This window comes from Ruminococcus sp. Marseille-P6503, from assembly GCF_900604945.1.
In the GTDB taxonomy this organism is placed as follows: Bacteria; Bacillota; Clostridia; order Oscillospirales; family Ruminococcaceae; genus FB2012.
Genome location: NZ_UWPB01000001.1, coordinates 541,479 through 557,526 on the forward strand (window position 1 = coordinate 541,479; position 16,048 = coordinate 557,526).

Annotated in this window: 20 protein-coding genes and 1 pseudogene; 14 read left to right on the plus strand and 7 right to left on the minus strand. The window is 44.8% G+C overall.

The annotated features are described in order from the left end of the window. Positions 1-7 precede the first annotated feature (7 nt). From EIH25_RS02555 to EIH25_RS02600, 10 genes are read left to right on the plus strand one after another with little or no spacing between them, the layout of a single operon-like run. On the plus strand, positions 8-331 hold the full coding sequence (locus EIH25_RS02555; RefSeq protein WP_124098354.1) for a phage head-tail connector protein: 324 nt from the start codon (positions 8-10) through the stop codon (positions 329-331). After that, entirely contained in the window at positions 318-683 is a 366-nt protein-coding gene (locus EIH25_RS02560; protein WP_124098355.1) for a hypothetical protein, read from the plus strand. The genes EIH25_RS02555 and EIH25_RS02560 overlap by 14 nt, the downstream gene beginning before the upstream one ends. Then, the gene (locus EIH25_RS02565) at positions 676-1,194 is read left to right on the plus strand and encodes a hypothetical protein (RefSeq protein WP_124098356.1); all 519 of its coding nucleotides are present in this window, start codon (positions 676-678) and stop codon (positions 1,192-1,194) included. Before EIH25_RS02560 ends, EIH25_RS02565 begins: the two co-directional genes overlap by 8 nt. Then, positions 1,191-1,595 (plus strand): hypothetical protein, encoded by a 405-nt coding sequence (locus tag EIH25_RS02570; protein ID WP_124098357.1) that lies wholly within the window; start codon positions 1,191-1,193, stop codon positions 1,593-1,595. Before EIH25_RS02565 ends, EIH25_RS02570 begins: the two co-directional genes overlap by 4 nt. A 12-nt stretch (positions 1,596-1,607) precedes the next feature. Further along, a complete protein-coding gene (locus tag EIH25_RS02575) occupies positions 1,608-2,018 on the plus strand; it encodes a hypothetical protein (protein WP_124098358.1) in 411 nt (136 codons plus the stop codon). 22 nt (positions 2,019-2,040) lie between these two features. Continuing rightward, positions 2,041-2,382, plus strand: coding sequence for a DUF5055 domain-containing protein (locus EIH25_RS02580; protein ID WP_124098359.1), 342 nt, complete (start codon positions 2,041-2,043; stop codon positions 2,380-2,382). A 56-nt stretch (positions 2,383-2,438) separates the two neighbouring features. Further along, positions 2,439-2,747, plus strand: a complete 309-nt coding sequence (locus EIH25_RS02585) for a hypothetical protein (RefSeq protein WP_124098360.1) — start codon at positions 2,439-2,441, stop codon at positions 2,745-2,747. 5 nt (positions 2,748-2,752) lie between these two features. Beyond that, entirely contained in the window at positions 2,753-7,189 is a 4,437-nt protein-coding gene (locus EIH25_RS02590) for a hypothetical protein (RefSeq protein WP_124098361.1), read from the plus strand. Between the two features lies 1 nt (position 7,190). Next, the gene (locus EIH25_RS02595) at positions 7,191-7,553 is read left to right on the plus strand and encodes a DUF6711 family protein (protein WP_124098362.1); all 363 of its coding nucleotides are present in this window, start codon (positions 7,191-7,193) and stop codon (positions 7,551-7,553) included. 12 nt (positions 7,554-7,565) lie between these two features. Further along, the gene (locus tag EIH25_RS02600; protein ID WP_124098363.1) at positions 7,566-9,209 is read left to right on the plus strand and encodes a hypothetical protein; all 1,644 of its coding nucleotides are present in this window, start codon (positions 7,566-7,568) and stop codon (positions 9,207-9,209) included. A gap of 53 nt (positions 9,210-9,262) precedes the next feature. Here the strand turns inward: EIH25_RS02600 and EIH25_RS02605 are convergent, their stop codons facing one another. The 4 genes from EIH25_RS02605 to EIH25_RS02620 form a co-directional block, all read right to left on the minus strand. Next, positions 9,263-10,180: a hypothetical protein gene (locus EIH25_RS02605; protein WP_124098364.1), complete on the minus strand. Its 918-nt coding sequence runs from the start codon at positions 10,178-10,180 to the stop codon at positions 9,263-9,265. Between the two features lie 19 nt (positions 10,181-10,199). After that, a complete protein-coding gene (locus tag EIH25_RS02610; RefSeq protein ID WP_124098365.1) occupies positions 10,200-10,625 on the minus strand; it encodes a hypothetical protein in 426 nt (141 codons plus the stop codon). Between the two features lie 280 nt (positions 10,626-10,905). Next, complete coding sequence (locus EIH25_RS02615; RefSeq protein ID WP_124098366.1) at positions 10,906-11,292, minus strand: zinc finger protein; 387 nt, start codon at positions 11,290-11,292, stop codon at positions 10,906-10,908. 30 nt (positions 11,293-11,322) lie between these two features. Then, positions 11,323-11,799 carry a hypothetical protein gene (locus EIH25_RS02620; protein WP_124098367.1) on the minus strand — a complete coding sequence of 159 codons (477 nt, stop codon included), beginning with the start codon at positions 11,797-11,799 and terminating at the stop codon, positions 11,323-11,325. Positions 11,800-12,104: 305 nt separating this feature from the next. On the opposite strand from EIH25_RS02620, the gene EIH25_RS02625 reads away from it, so the two are divergent. The 4 genes and pseudogenes from EIH25_RS02625 to spoIIID all read left to right on the plus strand — a co-directional run bounded on the left by EIH25_RS02625 (position 12,105) and on the right by spoIIID (position 14,362). Beyond that, positions 12,105-12,530 carry a phage holin family protein gene (locus tag EIH25_RS02625; protein WP_124098368.1) on the plus strand — a complete coding sequence of 142 codons (426 nt, stop codon included), beginning with the start codon at positions 12,105-12,107 and terminating at the stop codon, positions 12,528-12,530. 15 nt (positions 12,531-12,545) lie between these two features. Continuing rightward, positions 12,546-13,430, plus strand: a complete 885-nt coding sequence (locus tag EIH25_RS02630) for a glycoside hydrolase family 25 protein (RefSeq protein WP_124098369.1) — start codon at positions 12,546-12,548, stop codon at positions 13,428-13,430. A gap of 85 nt (positions 13,431-13,515) precedes the next feature. Next, positions 13,516-13,923: pseudogene (locus tag EIH25_RS02635) on the plus strand (manganese catalase family protein); the annotation flags it as partial. Positions 13,924-14,089: 166 nt separating this feature from the next. After that, positions 14,090-14,362: a sporulation transcriptional regulator SpoIIID gene (gene spoIIID, locus EIH25_RS02640; protein WP_124098371.1), complete on the plus strand. Its 273-nt coding sequence runs from the start codon at positions 14,090-14,092 to the stop codon at positions 14,360-14,362. Positions 14,363-14,464: 102 nt separating this feature from the next. On the opposite strand, the gene EIH25_RS02645 is transcribed toward spoIIID, so the two are convergent. The 3 genes from EIH25_RS02645 to mazG form a co-directional block, all read right to left on the minus strand. Continuing rightward, the gene (locus EIH25_RS02645) at positions 14,465-14,707 is read right to left on the minus strand and encodes an RNA-binding S4 domain-containing protein (protein ID WP_124098372.1); all 243 of its coding nucleotides are present in this window, start codon (positions 14,705-14,707) and stop codon (positions 14,465-14,467) included. Between the two features lie 176 nt (positions 14,708-14,883). Continuing rightward, positions 14,884-15,159, minus strand: coding sequence for an HU family DNA-binding protein (locus EIH25_RS02650; protein WP_124098373.1), 276 nt, complete (start codon positions 15,157-15,159; stop codon positions 14,884-14,886). 70 nt (positions 15,160-15,229) lie between these two features. Next, complete coding sequence (gene mazG / locus EIH25_RS02655; protein WP_124098374.1) at positions 15,230-16,045, minus strand: nucleoside triphosphate pyrophosphohydrolase; 816 nt, start codon at positions 16,043-16,045, stop codon at positions 15,230-15,232. Positions 16,046-16,048 lie beyond the last annotated feature (3 nt).

Genomic DNA, 16,048 nt, shown 5'->3' on the forward strand with positions numbered 1-16,048 from the left:
GGTGAGAATGGATACACGTCAGCTAAAACGGCTTAAGCTCCGCGCCGGCGAAAGCGACGAGGAGCTGCTTTGCGATCTGCTTGAAGCTGCTGAAAACATCATCAAAGCCAGACGCTATCCTTGCTCCCCATGGCCGGAAACGCTTGAATCCCGCTATGCAGATCTTCAGGTAAGGATAGCCCTTGATCTGTACAATAAACAGGGGGCGGAGGGAGAAACCGCGCACAGCGAAAACGGGGTCAGCCGTACCTACGGCGCGGAAAATGTTTCAAAGGATCTGCTTTCAGAAATAATCCCTAAGGCAGGCGTTATAAAGCATGAGAGATCTTAAACGGAATCAGAGCGTTGTTTACTATAGGAACTATGCCGGAAGCAGCGAGGAGATAACCGACGAGTACGGCAACGTTACAGGGTCGTACAAGAAAAAATACGGCGAGTTAAAAGCTGTGATGATGTCGGTTTCCGGCAGCAAGGGCAGCGCGGAATGTCAGACCTTCGGCGTTGCTCTTGACTACGACCGCACCCTTGCGACCTCGGATACCTCCTGTGATATAAACGAGAGCAGCATACTCTGGCTGGACGGCGCTGATACTTCAGAGCCGCATAATTACGAGGTAAGGGGGCGATCGGCAACGATAAATCAAATACAGCTGGCTGTAAAAAGGGTGGATATAAGTGACTGATATTAAAATATCGCTGTCAACCGGCGGAATCAGGAAGGCCGCGGCGCGGCTTAAAGCCTACAGAGAAGCCGTTGATAAAAAGTCCGGACTTCTGATACAGAAATTGACGGAGCGCGGACTTAGCATATCCAGAGCGGTTATTGCAGAGCTGGGCATAAACGATACGGGAAATCTGCTGAACTCGGTGGACGGATACTACAGTCCTTCGTTAAATGCCGGTTTTATAAGGGTAAGCTGTGATTATGCCTGCTTTGTTGAATTCGGGACCGGCGTGATCGGCAAGGGAAAGCCATATCCTGCCGGCAGGATAATGGCGGAAGCAGGGTACCGTTACATGGGCGGCACCCATTACGTTTCCCTGCTTGACGGAAGGGTAGGCTGGTATTATCCGGTCGATGACGGAAGGTCATGGAGATTTACACAGGGTATGCCGTCGCGTCCTTTCATGTATGAAACCGCGCAGGATATGCGCAGAAATTTAGAAAAAACCGTAAAGGAGGTGTTTGATTGATAGACGTAGAAAACGAGGTCTTTAATAACGTCGCCGTTCCGCTTCGGGAGCATTTTGAAGGCATATATGTAGTCGGTGAAAATACTTCGGAGCCCAGCCGCTTTCCGGCGGTTTCAATTATTGAAAAGAGCAGCGCTGTAGATGAAAAATCCATAGACAGCGGCAGTATTGAAAATTACGCCGACGTTATGTATGAGATCAACGTATACAGTAATCTTGAATCGGGTAAAAAACAGCAGGCGAAAGCTATCGTCAGCTTTATTAACGATCAGTTTGACAGCATGGGCTTTGTCCGCCAGTTCTGTGAACCGATAGACAATGCGGCGGATCCGACAGTTTACCGCATGACTGCAAGATTTGTCGGAAAAGCAGACGTACAGAAAAACATTTACAGAAAGTAGAGGTAATTTATTATGGAAAAAACAACTATCAACACATATTTGTATGCAAAGAAAACAACCGGCTCGGACTTTGAGAAGCTTGTTGACATAACAAGCTATCCCGACCTCTTTTCAGCCCCTGAAAAGCTCGACATTTCGGATCTTTCAAGCAAGCAGAAAAAGTATACGGACGGAATGGTGGATCTGCCCGATTATGAATTCGGAGCCAACTACACCAAGACCGCGTACGACAAGGTCAAGGCTATGGAAAACGACGACACGATACAGTTCCAGATCAGATTCGGCGCGGACGGCGAATACGGCGCGTGGGGCTGGACCGGTTCCGTTTTCGTGAACGTAAAGGCTGGCGAGGTCGGCGGAAAGCGCGAAATGACCGTTACCTGCTATCCGAAGACCGACATAACGGAAGCGGAAATTTCTTAATTAAAAACGGAGGGAAAATATTATGTCAAAGACAGTTAATTTTGAATACGAGGGCAGAACCTACAAGCTGGGCTTCAACCGCAAAACCGTAAAACAGATGGAAAGCGAGGGCTTTAATTTTGAGGAGTTCAAAACCAAGCCTCTGAGCTGTATTTCCGACCTGTTCGCCGGAGCGTTCAGGCTTAATCACAGATTTACAAAGAGAGAGCTTATCGACGAAATACACGCCTCCCTGAAAGATAAGGAAGGGCTTAATCAGGCGCTGATGGATATGTATTCCGAAACTCTCACAAGCCTTATGTCAAACGCCGCTGACGAAGAGGAAACCGAAAATTTGATTTCCTGGAGCGTGGCAGAGCAGTAGACCGCGGCTCCGTAAAATCCTACACTGAAATATTCAACGAATGTTTTCCCTTCTATTTGTCCATAGGAATGACCTGTGAGGAGTTCTGGGAGGGCGACAGCGCTCTCCCTGCTTTTTACAGGAAAGCCTATGAGCTGAAGCAGAAAACCTTATACAATGAAATGAATTTCAGCGCATGGCTTCAGGGAAGATATACGGCCGAGGCAATTTCTGCTTGCTTCGGAAAGCGCTGCGCATATCCCGAAAAGCCCTACGAGCTGGGAAGAGAGGAAACCAAGCGCAGTCAGGAAGAAATAATGATCGAAAACGCAGAGCGTTTCAGGGCTCTGGTAGAGGCTAAAAATAAGCATATGAAAGGAAGGTGAAAGGAATGGGAGAAGTAAGCATTGACAAGCTGAGTATTGAAATATCCGGCAACGCGGATAAGGCTGTAAAGTCGTTGGATAAGCTTACGGCGTGTCTGGAAAGGCTGGAAAAGTCGATAGAAAACTGCAAGGGGCTGAACACGGTTTCCCGGCAGATCGAAAAGCTGACGGCGGCAGCCGCCAGAATACAGGGCGGTAAGCTCAAAGAATTATCCGCGTACATAGACAAGCTTTCGGCGTCAAAGCCCCCAAGCTTTGAGAGGCTTATCGGACAGATCGAAAGACTGTCCGCGGCGGCTTCAGGAGTAAGCGGAACGGAAAGGCTTGCTCAGAACATCTTGGATATAGCGGACGCGGTCAAGCCGCTTGAAACTATAGAAAAGACCAATTTGGGCTCTGTAGTCGGCTCGCTCAGGAAGATACCCGAATTTATCAAGGCTATGGACACCTCCGCGCTTGATGATTTCAAAAATTATATAGAGCGAATAACCGAAGCCTTAAAACCGCTTACTACGGAAGTACGCAAGTCCGAAAAGGGACTGGAATCGCTTAACGGAATAATGCAGTCTGTAGTTGCGGAAAACGGAAATCTTGCTTCCAACAACGCAGTATCGGTAAAATCCTATACATCGCTGTCTTCCGTTCTCAAAGACGTAAAGGTGAAAATACTGGCGTGCTCTTACGCGTTATACAAGCTTGCGGGTTCTATGTACGGCTGGTTCAAGGAGAGCAACGATTATATCGAAAATCTCAATCTTTTTACGGTCGCCATGGGAGACGCCAGCGAGGAGGCCTTAAACTACGCGGAAAAAGTAAGCGGCGCTCTTGGAATAGATATGTCGGAATGGATCAGAAATCAAGGCGTGTTCAAGCAGGTGACCTCCGGCTTCGGGGTAGCTGCCGAGCAGTCTAATCTCATGTCCAAAAACCTTACGCAGCTTGGCTATGACATATCTTCGTTCTTCAATATCGATATAGATGAAAGTATGCAGAAGCTTCAGAGCGGTATTTCCGGCGAGATCGAGCCTCTCAGGCGGTTAGGCTATGCCCTTGATACGGCTACGCTTCAGCAGGTCGCTTATAATCTGGGTATAAGCCAAAACATAAACCAGATGACGCAGGCTCAGAAATCTCAGCTGAGATACATTGCAATAATGCAGCAGTCCTCCAACGCGATGGGGGATATGGCGCGGACGGTCGCCACTCCCGCGAATTCTATACGTATTCTTGAGCAGCAGTTTACTCAATTAAAAAGAGCGCTGGGAAACATCGTCAGCGTTGTCGCGGTAAAGCTGATTCCGTATATTCAGGTCGCGATAAGGCTTCTTACCGACCTTGCGCAAAGCCTTGCGGAAAGGTGGGGCTTTGAAATGCCTCAGATAGACTATTCCGCTATGGGCGACGGTCTGAGCAATGTTACCGACGAGGCTGACATCGCGGCGGAAAGCGTGCAGGAAACCGTTAAGGAAATGCAGAGGCTTGCGGGATTCGACGAAATAAACGTGCTTTCCAGCGGCGCGGGAAGCGGTTCAGAAACCGTAAGCGCAGCGGGCGGCAGTGATCTGGGTGTTGAACTGCCTGAATATGACTTTCTGGCAGGACTGGACGAGCAGACCGACGAGCTTTATCAGCAGGCTAAGAAAAAAATCAAGGAGTTTACCGATAAAGTCAGGTCGCTTTACGAATGGTTCAAAAAGAACAAAAAAATCGTCGGAGATTTGCTTAAGCTGCTCGCGCTGCTCTGGGCGGTATCAAAGCTTAAAAAGCTGATAGATAAGGTCCATGAACTCTATAAGTGGTTTAAGGAGCTTAAGATTATCAAAACCGCTAAAAAGTGGCTGGATATTTTTATTACTGGTTTTAAAAAATCTGAGGCTGATACTTTCTTCGGAAAACTTTCAGGCGGGTTTAAAAGTATTTCAGACGAAGTAAAGAAATTCAGGGATAAATTAAGTCCTGTGCAAAAATTACTCGGCACTATCGTCGGAACTGTTGTTGCAAGCTACGGAAGCTATAATCTTTTTTATGATCTGGCAGGCGATACGCTTACCTGGAAATCGGCTCTTGTTGACAGCGCTGAAATTGTCGGCGGTCTTGCCGCTTCGTGGATTTTCGGAGGAGGTAAGGGGCTGGCTGTAGGATTTGTGGCAACTGCTTTCTCTGGATTGTATGGCTGGATAAAGAAATGTGTTGAAGCGTCTGAGGAAGCGTATTTGAAGATAAGCGGACTGTCTGATAATGGCGGAGTTAAGGTATCTGATTTAACGCAAATGTTTTCAGATCAGTACAACCAAATAATAGAAACGTCAGATAAAATTCAAGAGTACAAACAAACAATTTCAGATAATGACGGTACAATCAGTACGGCTATTGAAAATGTTGAGAATTTCAACACTGCTTTCGGCGACGGTAAAAATGCAATGTCAGAGGAAGATTTAGAATATATAACAGGACAGTTTGAAACAATCGCCAAGTCGGTAAAGGATAATGTCGGAACGGCTACGCAAAGTATTCTCGAGTCATTTTCAGATAAAATAAAACAAGTAGCTGACAATATCGGCATAGATCTGAGCAAAGTTATTTCCAGTTTAAAGGGTTTTGAATCCGAAATGAAATCAAATGTTGACGAAGCCGAAACAATCGTAACCAATTATCAGCAAATGCTTTTTGACGGAATAACTCCAACGGCTGAACAGACCAATGAATATGAGAGAGCATACAGTTATCTTATTGACAAAACACGGACGCAGTCAACCGAATTATCAAATGCAAAAGAAGAAATGCAAAATGCGATAGACTTTTCAAAGCTTGATTTTGAGAATCCTGAAACCTTTGAAAAAAGCATGGAGGATTTGAATACTAAAACCAAAGAGGCTTTACAAGCTGTTAAAGATACTTACAAAACCAGCAGTGATGCGCTAGAAGAATTTTATACAGAAATTCAGCTGCAATATAGGCATGGGTTCCTCTCAGATGATCAATATGCCCTTGCTATGCAAACATATGAGGAAACAAAACAAATCTTGAAAGCGGATATGGAACAGAGCAAAAAAGATATAAAGACTGATCTTGCTACTTTAACAGGCGCTATACAGTCTGAATATGATAGGGCTATTGACGACATAGCAACTTATAAAGCAGAGTTGGCTTTCAAGTCAAATGGCAAAAGTGTTGAAGAGGTAAAAAAATACAACCGAGACTCTTGGAACGCAGAATATGAGTTGCAAAAGAGCTATGTAAAAAGAGTTTTTGGCGATTTACAGGACACAATTGATATTGCTACTAAGGATTTGGATATATCCCCCGATATATCGTTGGGAGAAGCATGGCTTTCACAAATGAGTGAAAACGAAAAGGCAGCATTTCCAAGTGTTATTGTGGAAGAAAATGAACGCTTAAATTTAATAAATGAAAATAGAGTAAAGCATATGAATTACAATCTTGAAAAGCTTGGAATAAACACCAGTTCAAAATTAAAAGAATCTATTAATTTTAACTCAGTAATGCAAAGCGCTGAAAAAGTTGCATATACTTTTGGTTTAGGTTTAAAAAATGGTGAAGGTTCAATAATTGAAAGACTGATTCAAATTAGTTCTTATCCTAATTCTATTTTCAACAATCCATTAACTTGGACAAATACTATGGAAACTGCCAACAAAAACGGTCAATCCGTCGGCTACTCCTCCGTAACCGGAATGGCCGCGGGATTTTCTATGGGTAATGCCCTTGCGGCGGGAGCTGTAAACGGAGTTATGCAAAGCGTAAAACTCGCGGTGGACAGCGTAAATCTGTCATCTCAGGGATATAACGCAATGCAGACGTACAGCGGCGGTTTCAGCAGCAGTAAAAATATGTTCTTTGAAAATCTTTTAGGAATAGGAAATGAAGTAGCTTCATACTTTAACATCGACCTGACAGAAACAGGAAAAGGCATCGGCGGTACTCTTTCTAAGGGCTTTTCCGACGGAAGTATTTCCTTAATTGATATGTATAACAAAATTCTTGGAAAATCAGAGGAATTTTCTGTTCAGATGATGAATGCCTACAACGACGCGGTCCCGATATATCAAAAGATGATAAACGGAATCAGCATAGCGGCAGGCGCGGGAATGTCGGCCGCGAATATAGATTATGTAAGCTATACGGCGAAAGGCAGGCGCATAAAAGGATATGCTGACGGCGGATTCCCCGATTACGGCGAGCTCTTCATAGCCAACGAACGCGGACCCGAGCTGGTCGGACAGATAGGCGGCAGAACGGCTGTGGCGAACCAGGGGCAGATAACCGACGCGATTTATTCGGCGGTTCTTGACGCAATGCGTATGTCCGGCAAGGGTACTTCTCAGGGTCAGGGAGACGTCAATGTCTACATAGACAGCGACGAAGTTGCGGCAAGAGTTGAATACAGACAGTATACGAAATCAAAGAGGCTGGGAGGTTAAAATGGTTATCTGGCTGAAAATAAACGGAACGCAGGCTCCCACGCCGAGGACCTGCAAGGTAGGGCGTTATGATCTGGACAGCGAGAACACGACCAGAAACGAAAAGGGAGTTCTTCACCGCGACCGGATACGCTCGGGTACATACAAGTGCGAATATACATGGAGACTTACAACGTCCGAGCTTTCGGACCTGACCTCACTGCTTTCCTCCGAAACCTTTACGGCGGAGTTTTACGATCTCACTACGAATACATACCATACCTGTACCATGTACGCCGGAGACAGAACGGCGGATACGGTGCTCAGCAGGGACAGCGCGGGCGGCGTACTTGTGGATTATTCGTGCAGTTTAATTGAATGTTAGGGGGCGGTGAAAATGATACAAACGCCGAGCAATTATCAGAACAGGATAGTTTCAGAGGAGTTCGAGGGCAGCATAACCCTGTCCGGCGGAACAAACCTCGGCATAAGCAGCGACAATATAGTACAGAACTCGGTAACGCTTACAGAAAGCTGCTGCAGCGGCTCCTTTATGGTAGGCGGAGTTATCTCAAATCAGCTTGATATGGCTTTGATACTTGAAGATCCGTCAAGCCTGCGGATACAGCAGGGCAGCGCTGTATATCTGGTGAAAAGATATATTCTTGACGATGACGACGAGGTCGAATTCTGTCTGGGGCATTTTATCATTGATATTTCAAGCATAAAAAAGACGGCGAATACCATGTCCTTTACGGCATATGACTATATGTCCGTACTGGACGCGCCGATAAAATCACAGGAAGCGCAGGTGCTGCGAAGGCAGATACCCTCCAGATTTCTGCTCTATATCACGAGCCATTTCAGCTCGTATCTTTCGCCGGGATACACTGAGGCTGAAATACTGTCGCTTCCGAACGGAGGGGAAAAGTTCACCTACGAATACAAGGATAACGATACCTACAGGGATCTGCTGGGCTGGGTGGCTCAGCTGCTTGGGGTATACTTCCGTATCGACAGGCAGACGAATACTTTCAATTACGGACGCTTTGCCGCGAGTACGGCGCCGTCGTTTATCATCAACGGGGACAACGCTATCAAGAGAAGCATTTCCGATACGCGGGTCAGGATAACGGGAGCAAGATTCGGCGATTTTCAGGTGGGTGAGGACGGGGTCCTCATTGACCTTACAAACAATCCGCTCCTGCCCAACAAGGCTCAGAACAGCGGAGATGAACAGTATGTAGAGGCGGTATTCAACGCGGTAAAGAATATCGATCTGTATACGGCGGAGATCGCCTGGTTCGGCGATCTTGCGGTAGAACCGGGGGACCGCTTTACATATCTCGTAGGAGAGGGGGCTTCAACAAAAGCCTACACGGTAACGGTAATGGAAACGATCTGGCGTTCGCGCGGCAGCTGCACGATACGTTCTTTCAGCTTGACGGGAGACGGAAAGTCTGCCGTAGGCGGCGGAAGCGGGACGGGTCTTTCAAACGGGGGCGGCAACAACTATTTCTATTTCGCGGCTAAGGCAAATCTGCCGTCCTCCGGCTTATACGGCAGGCTGTATGTCGTTACCGACGAAAACGTTATCTACCGGTGGTCTGAAAAAGGCTATGTAAACGCCGCTCAGACTTCGGGAACGGAGGTAATAACGCTTGCAAGCTCCGCGGCGTATGCAAACAAGGCTCTGTCGCTGCCGTTTACGCCGAACGCGAACACACGAATAGCGGGAAGCCTGAGATATGCCGGTTCGCCTAACCCGTCAAGATATTATGTTCTTTCATTCTGCTATATATCGTCGAAGATATACGCGAATATATGCAGCCCTCAGTACACCGGACCGTCCGGCTCGCTTCCGGCGGGGACTTACTATGTTGACTGGACGGTTCTGGACCGTGGAGAAGCCGCTGTGTCAGCCGCCAGCTATGAAGCCGAAGCCGCCGATTCAGAAAGCGAAAATATCAGCGGCGCCGAAAGCGGTATTGCCGAAGCGGAAGGCGGTACCGCGGAGGTTGAAGCGGGTGTCACGGAATGATATAAATATACCGCCTGTCCGACCGGGCAGGCGGTATAAATCAGTTTAATTTATTAGAATTCCAGATATATAATATCGCTGTCAAAGGAATCGTCCCAATCGTCCCAGTTGAAAATGTGGAATGAAAACTCAACATTTTCTATACTGGTGATATTATTTTCCTCAAGCTCAGATGACCTAAGCGTGATGCCGTCGTTGATTTTCTTTCCGGCAGAAACTTCCGCTGAAATACTACCGTTGATCATGAAGCCGTTTGCTGAAAAATCCCGCACTTGAACTGTATATTTTTTATCCGTATTATTTTCAATAAGCAGTTTTATCTCAGAACCCCAGAAGTCGTCATAATCCAATCCCTTATATGTTATCTTGATTCCGTTAGCGTCATAAAGAACGATATTCTCGGGTACGTCTGCTGAAGTGGTTGTAGTCGTTGTTGTGGTTGTGGTGGTCGTTTCCTTAGTCGCAAGGGTGGTTTTTTCTTTCTTGGTGGTTACCGTTTCCTTTTTCTTAAAATAAGATAATTTGTAGGGCATAGAATTGTATACTATTTTATTCAGCGATATGCTTGGCAAATTTTGTATATCTGAAACGCCTTCATATGTACCGAAAATAGTTATCTCGTTATCGCCGAATTTGTCGGACATTCTTACTAAATCCGGAATTTCGTCAAATGTAATCAGCCAGTTTTTATTCTCTGAGGTGACTTTTAGCCCTAATGCTCCATATTCTGTTACTTTGCCGTTAATATACACTTTATCTCCGGAATTGTTTTTGTCGGCAGGCCATTTTGCATAAGTAAATCCATCTATATCGGCGTAAGAGGCGCTGTCGGAATCGGCGTAAGAGGCGCTGTCGGATATAGACGGATCGGAAAAAGAACTGTTTTCAGCTTCGCTTGATTCCGATTTTTCGCAGGAAACCATTCCCGCGCATAAGCATAATGTCAGGACTAAAGTAAGAAGTTTTGTCATATTCTTTGCCTCCTATAATTCAACTTTCTTTTTGAGAATCGACATTCTCTATCGTTACATAAACGGCTTCAATTTTCGGCGCCTTGGCGTTTGTTCCCAGAACGGTTTCTCCCTCTATGAATCCGGCGCTTTCTCCCCAAATCGTAACGGTATCGCCTTCAAGGATACGTTTGCCGTTGCTTTCAAAGGAAAAGATAATGTAATCAGCGTCGTCATTAACGGAAAGTCTGTAAATCCCGTCCTGAATTTCCTGTAGGACCTCTCCCGAAAAAGTGAAATATTCCCCTGATCTGGCGTTACCGTCCCTGGCTATTTCTTCGTACGCAACCGATTGGCACAGCTCCTTGTATTCCGATTCGGTATACTGAGCGGCATTGGATCGGACATCGCGTTTTTCCTTGGCTTTTTTGTATCCGCCGCGTATACCGGGAATTATCCAGATCATTAATACGGCGGCCGCTATAATAAATACAAACGCGCCTAAACAGCCGCTTGCGGTAATGGCGCTGCCGCGTTTTCTTTGATTGGTACTTGACGGAGGAACGGGAATTTCATAGCCTGAAGCCTCTTGTTGCTGAAAGTTATTATCGTCTATTGGTTTATAATTTTTTTGCGGCGCTTGACGCTGCTTACTTTTATATAAAAGATAATATATGCCAAGCGCAATTATTAAAACAGGGATTAAAAGATAAAATACAAAATCCATTGATAGCTCTCCTATAAATTCAAGAAAGAGTGACAGCTATAAAATCTGGATCTGTATATATTACATAACTGCGAGCTTTTTCAGCTGCTTTATCTGACTGCTGATTGTTATAAGAAGCTTTAAAAAAAGAAATAAATAAGATTACCATAGTTAAGATTATAATAGCTCCGACTATCCACCATAAAACATTAGCGCCGGTTTTTACTTTTTTAGTCGTATTATAAATACTAACATGGGATTTTTCTTTTAAAAAATCTCTTGTTTCTCCGCATGAAATACATTTTGAAGAACGATATGAATTTCGATTTTTGCAATTATAACAAGTCCAATATGTAGAACCGCAGGATACGCAGGCCTCTGAATCGTTATCGTTTATATTTCCGCATTTACTGCATTTCCAACTCATAAAATTTACTCCCTTCAATTATTTTATTTTCTATTTGAATCTTGCATAAAATACAGCTTTATAATTCTCATCGAACCACACTCCGTCGCTTATATCGCTTATATGAGGCTCTTCTCCATAATTCAGTGTTGTAAAAGCACATATATAGTTATTTTGGCTGTCATAACAAGAGAAATCGGCAATTTCGGCTTTATAAGTATCTGCTACTGATTTAATCGTATCTATTAGGAAATCAACGTTATCTTCAACATTGTCTTCATTAAATGTTATAGATACCTTATATTTTTTTAGTTCAGAGCCGCTGTCTGAGCCGTCTGTTATAATTAATTTATCTCCGTTTTGAAAAGACATCTCAAACGGCAAATCTGGTATATACTCGGAGGTTACAGATGAATTATCTGATATTTTTGTGGAGCTGACTAATATTTGCTTATTGTCATTGTTTTCACAAGCGCACAAACTAATACAAAAAATAAAGAAAAACAAAAATACGATTGACTTTTTCATTCTATGTTCCCCTAAAAATTATTATACTGGTATTTTACCATAAATATTTACATAAATCAACAGATAATCGAAAATTGCACAATGTAAACAAATAAGTAAAGATAATTTTGTGCAGATTTCAAACACGAATATCAGCGTTCCGAACAATCGGGACGCTTTTATTATATCTAAAAATATGCTATGAAAGGGTGTTCTCTATGAAGCTGATGATCAGTACCGGCTGTAAAGTCCGGGCTGAACCGGATTTTCAGTTCGCAGGCTGAAAATATATCAAGAAAAATCACAAAGAAACGGAGTGAACCAATATGACCGAATTAAAAGCGGCGGCGCTTGCCGTTGTCGGAACGATAGGGGGCGGTATAGCCGCCCTGTTTGGAGGCTGGACCAGCGCAATGACGACGCTGATAATCTTTATGGTGGTCGATTACATAACGGGGCTGATAGTAGCGGGGGTGTTCAAGAAATCGGGCAAGTCGGAAAGCGGCGCGCTTGAAAGCAGAGCCGGCTTCAAAGGGCTTTGCCGCAAGGGGATGATACTGCTTATCCTGCTGGTGGCTTGCAGGCTGGACATCGCTCTGGGCACCGCGTACATCAAGGACTGCGTATGCATAGCGTTTATCGCGAACGAGACCCTTTCCATAATCGAAAACGCCGGACTTATGGGAGTACCAGTCCCCGAGATAATCACAAAGGCGATAGATGTGTTGAAAAATGAAGATAAGAATAAGTAAAACGGAGGTATAAATATGAAAACTAAAGGAATAGACGTATCATACTATCAGGGCGAGGTAGACTTCAAAAAAGTAAAGGCGGCGGGTATTGATTTTGTAATAATCCGCGCCGGCTACGGAAACGCTTTGGCATATCCTAAGCAGATCGACCCACGTTTCGAGGAATACTACAAGAACGCTAAAGCGGCAGGACTTAATGTCGGAGCGTACTGGTACAGCTATGCGGACAGCGTTGAAGCGGCAAAGCAGGAAGCAAAATCATGTCTTGCCGCGATAAAGGGTAAAACTTTTGAAATGCCGATTTTCTTTGACTTGGAGGAACAGAAGCAGTTCGCGAAAGGCAAAAGCTTCTGTGACAGCATAGTAAAAGCTTTTTGTAACTCGCTTGAGGAGGCGGGATATTTTACAGGGCTTTATATCAGCCGTTCGCCTTTGCAGACATATATATCCGCCGATGTAGCTGAACGCTACGCGCTGTGGATAGCCGAATACAGCAGCAAATGCAATTACAGCGGAAGCTACGGCATATGGCAGTACAGCAGCAAAGGAAAAGTAAGCGGTATATCCGGCAACGTGGATTGCGATTACTGCTATGTTGATTACCCGACGACGATCAAAAAAGGCGGCTTTAACGGATTTAAAAAAGCTTCGTCCTCATCGTCTGCCAAACCGCAGACCTCGGCTAAGTCTTATACAAAGGGCACGCAGATAACGCTTAAAAATACGACCTTGTACGTTTCCGCGACAGCCAAATCCGGCGTAAAAAAGAGCGGCGCTTATTACATTTACGACAATGCTGTAGTTAATAATCGTATACGCATTACCAACAAAAAGAGTAATTGCGGCAAATTACCGATCGGACTGTATGTGACTGGGTGGATCAACAAAGCGGATATTTGATGTGAGATATGGCGAAAGCCCTCTCGAGGTTCGGGAGGGCTTTTTTGTTTCATTTTATAATTATATATATCATTGAGGGGCAAATGAACTCGCTCACATGGAAATAGTATCTGCGATATTATACCAGCTGACCCGAAATCTTTCAATGAAGGAAATAAAGGAAAGCGGATTTGACACTTACTTTGTGGATCATACTACGGGCGTTTATCCTATAGCCGCGTCCGGCGTGCCTTTTTCAGCAAGTACGTTCCAGTCTACAGGAGACGCTGTAACAGATCTTACTGAGGACCTGGCGGCTGAGCAGAAAGCGCGTACTACCTACGACAATATCCTGCGTCTTGCCGACGATCCGGACGTAAGGGATCCGATAAAGTTTCTCAGAGCGCGTGAGATCGTTCACTTCCAGCGCTTTGGCGAAGGACTTCGCATGGTTCAGGATATGCTGGATTCTAAGAATTTCTATGCCTTTAACCCCAGCTTTGATAGAAAGTAAATTAATACGTCTGCATACTTTTGCTGTGCAGGCGTATTTCTTGTTTACAGGCAGCAGACTGACACAAAATGACTGAATAAATTTTACAATATCGGCAGGACAAACATAAACCGGCGTCCTTGAGCATACACTCTAATACAACACCATAAGTATTGGAGTGAGATAGATGACAGAAACAGATAAGGACCGCTCAGTGGTGCTGGGGGAGTATATGGTTATCCACAAAACTACCGTCAGAGCAACAGCGAAAGAATTCGGGATAAGCAAATCAACGGTACATAAAGATCTTACCGATAGACTGCCTAAAACGTCTCCGCAGCTGTATAAGCAGGTAAAGGCGATTCTGGAGGAAAATAAGCGGGAGCGACATATCAGAGGAGGGCTTGCGACTAAGCATAAGTATGAGGAAAAACATAAGCAGTTTATGCATGAGAAGTAAATATAGATATGAAGCAGACCTTCGTAACATACGGAAGTCTGCTTCTTGCTTTTAATAGAGGTTTGCCCCTCATCAGGATATCCGGAGCAGACCCTTGTTTGATCATTCAATTACTGTATAATTTTCAGAAGCGGTTTCTTTGGTCGCGTGCTCAGAAACGCTGAGCACCTTTACCTTAAGAGGCTTCTGCCCCATGTTTATCTGAATTATATCGCCGGTTTTAACGTCGTAAGACGCTCTGGCTACCTTGTCGTTCACAGTTATTTTTCCCGCGTCGCAGGCTTCGTTAGCGACGGTTCTCCTCTTTATCAGCCTTGTGACCTTAAGGTATTTGTCCAATCTCATATCTGCGTTACTCCTTTCATATAAAAAAATACACGTTACCAAACAGATAAAGCAGTCGTATATTATTTGGTATCTTTCATATATAAATCCTGCTTTAGTTGAAAGACAAATTTACAGTATCTGTATAAAAAAGAACCTAACCAAGTCAGGCTAGGTTCAAAGCTTCCGCTGTAAAATTACTTGTTAACGGCTTCCTTAAGAGCTTTTCCTGCCTTGAAAGCGGGAACCTTCTTAGCGGGAACGTGTACAGGCTCCTTGGTAAGAGGATTGATAGCTTCCTTAGCCGCTCTGTCGCGAACCTCGAATGTGCCAAAGCCTACGAGAGAGATCTTCTCGCCGTTCTCAAGAGTTTCGCTGATGGAATCAATTACCGTTGAAAGCGCCTTTTCAGCGTCCTTCTTTGAATATTCGCCTTTTTCAGCAATCAGATTGATCAATTCTGCCTTTGTCATTTTCAGTACCTCCAAATTGTTTTTGACGAAATGTATAAGCCTAAAATCAAAACTCTGTCTGTAAAGAAAACTAATGCTTCATACACTTCTTAGCCTTACGCCAGTAGACGTCAAGCTCATCTATGCTCAGGGCGCTCATATCCTGCCCATCTTGCCTTATTAAATTTTCGGTCTGCTCGAACCGCGATAGAAATTTGTCGCTCGCCGCTGTAAGGACTTCCTCCGCGTCAAGCTCAAGGTGCCTTGCCGTATTGCAGCATGAAAATAAAACGTCGCCCAGTTCTTCGGAAATATCGTCTTTTCTGCCGCTTTCAACAGCCTCCCTAAGCTCCCGTATCTCGTCCTCAAGAGATTTAAGAGCGTCCTCTGCGCAGGCAAAATCCATTCCTGCGCGTTTTGCTCGCTTGCCCAGCTTCTGAGCCCTCATTAGAGCGGGAAATACCCTCGGCACGCTTTTGAGCGTATCGGCATACGTTTCCTGTCCCTTGGTTTCCTTTTTTATGGCGTCCCAGTTTTTCAGCACCGTATCAACATTGTCGGCGTCGGTATTGCCGAAAACGTGCGGATGCCTTATGATAAGCTTTCGGCATACGTCGTTAGCCACGTCGTCAAAGTCAAATATCTCTTTTTCCTTTTCGATCTCCGTATGAAAAACCACCTGAAGCAGTACGTCCCCCAGCTCCTCCCGAAGCATCTGAGGATCGCCGCAGTCTATAGCGTCTATCACTTCGTAAACCTCTTCAAGAAAATCCTTGCGGATAGACTGATGAGTCTGAACCTTATCCCACGGACAGCCGTTTTCGCTTCGGAGTATCCTGACTATCTCTGCAAGATCATAAACATTGTAGGATTCCTTGCTTAATATGCTCTTGATATCGTCCTGCATAGC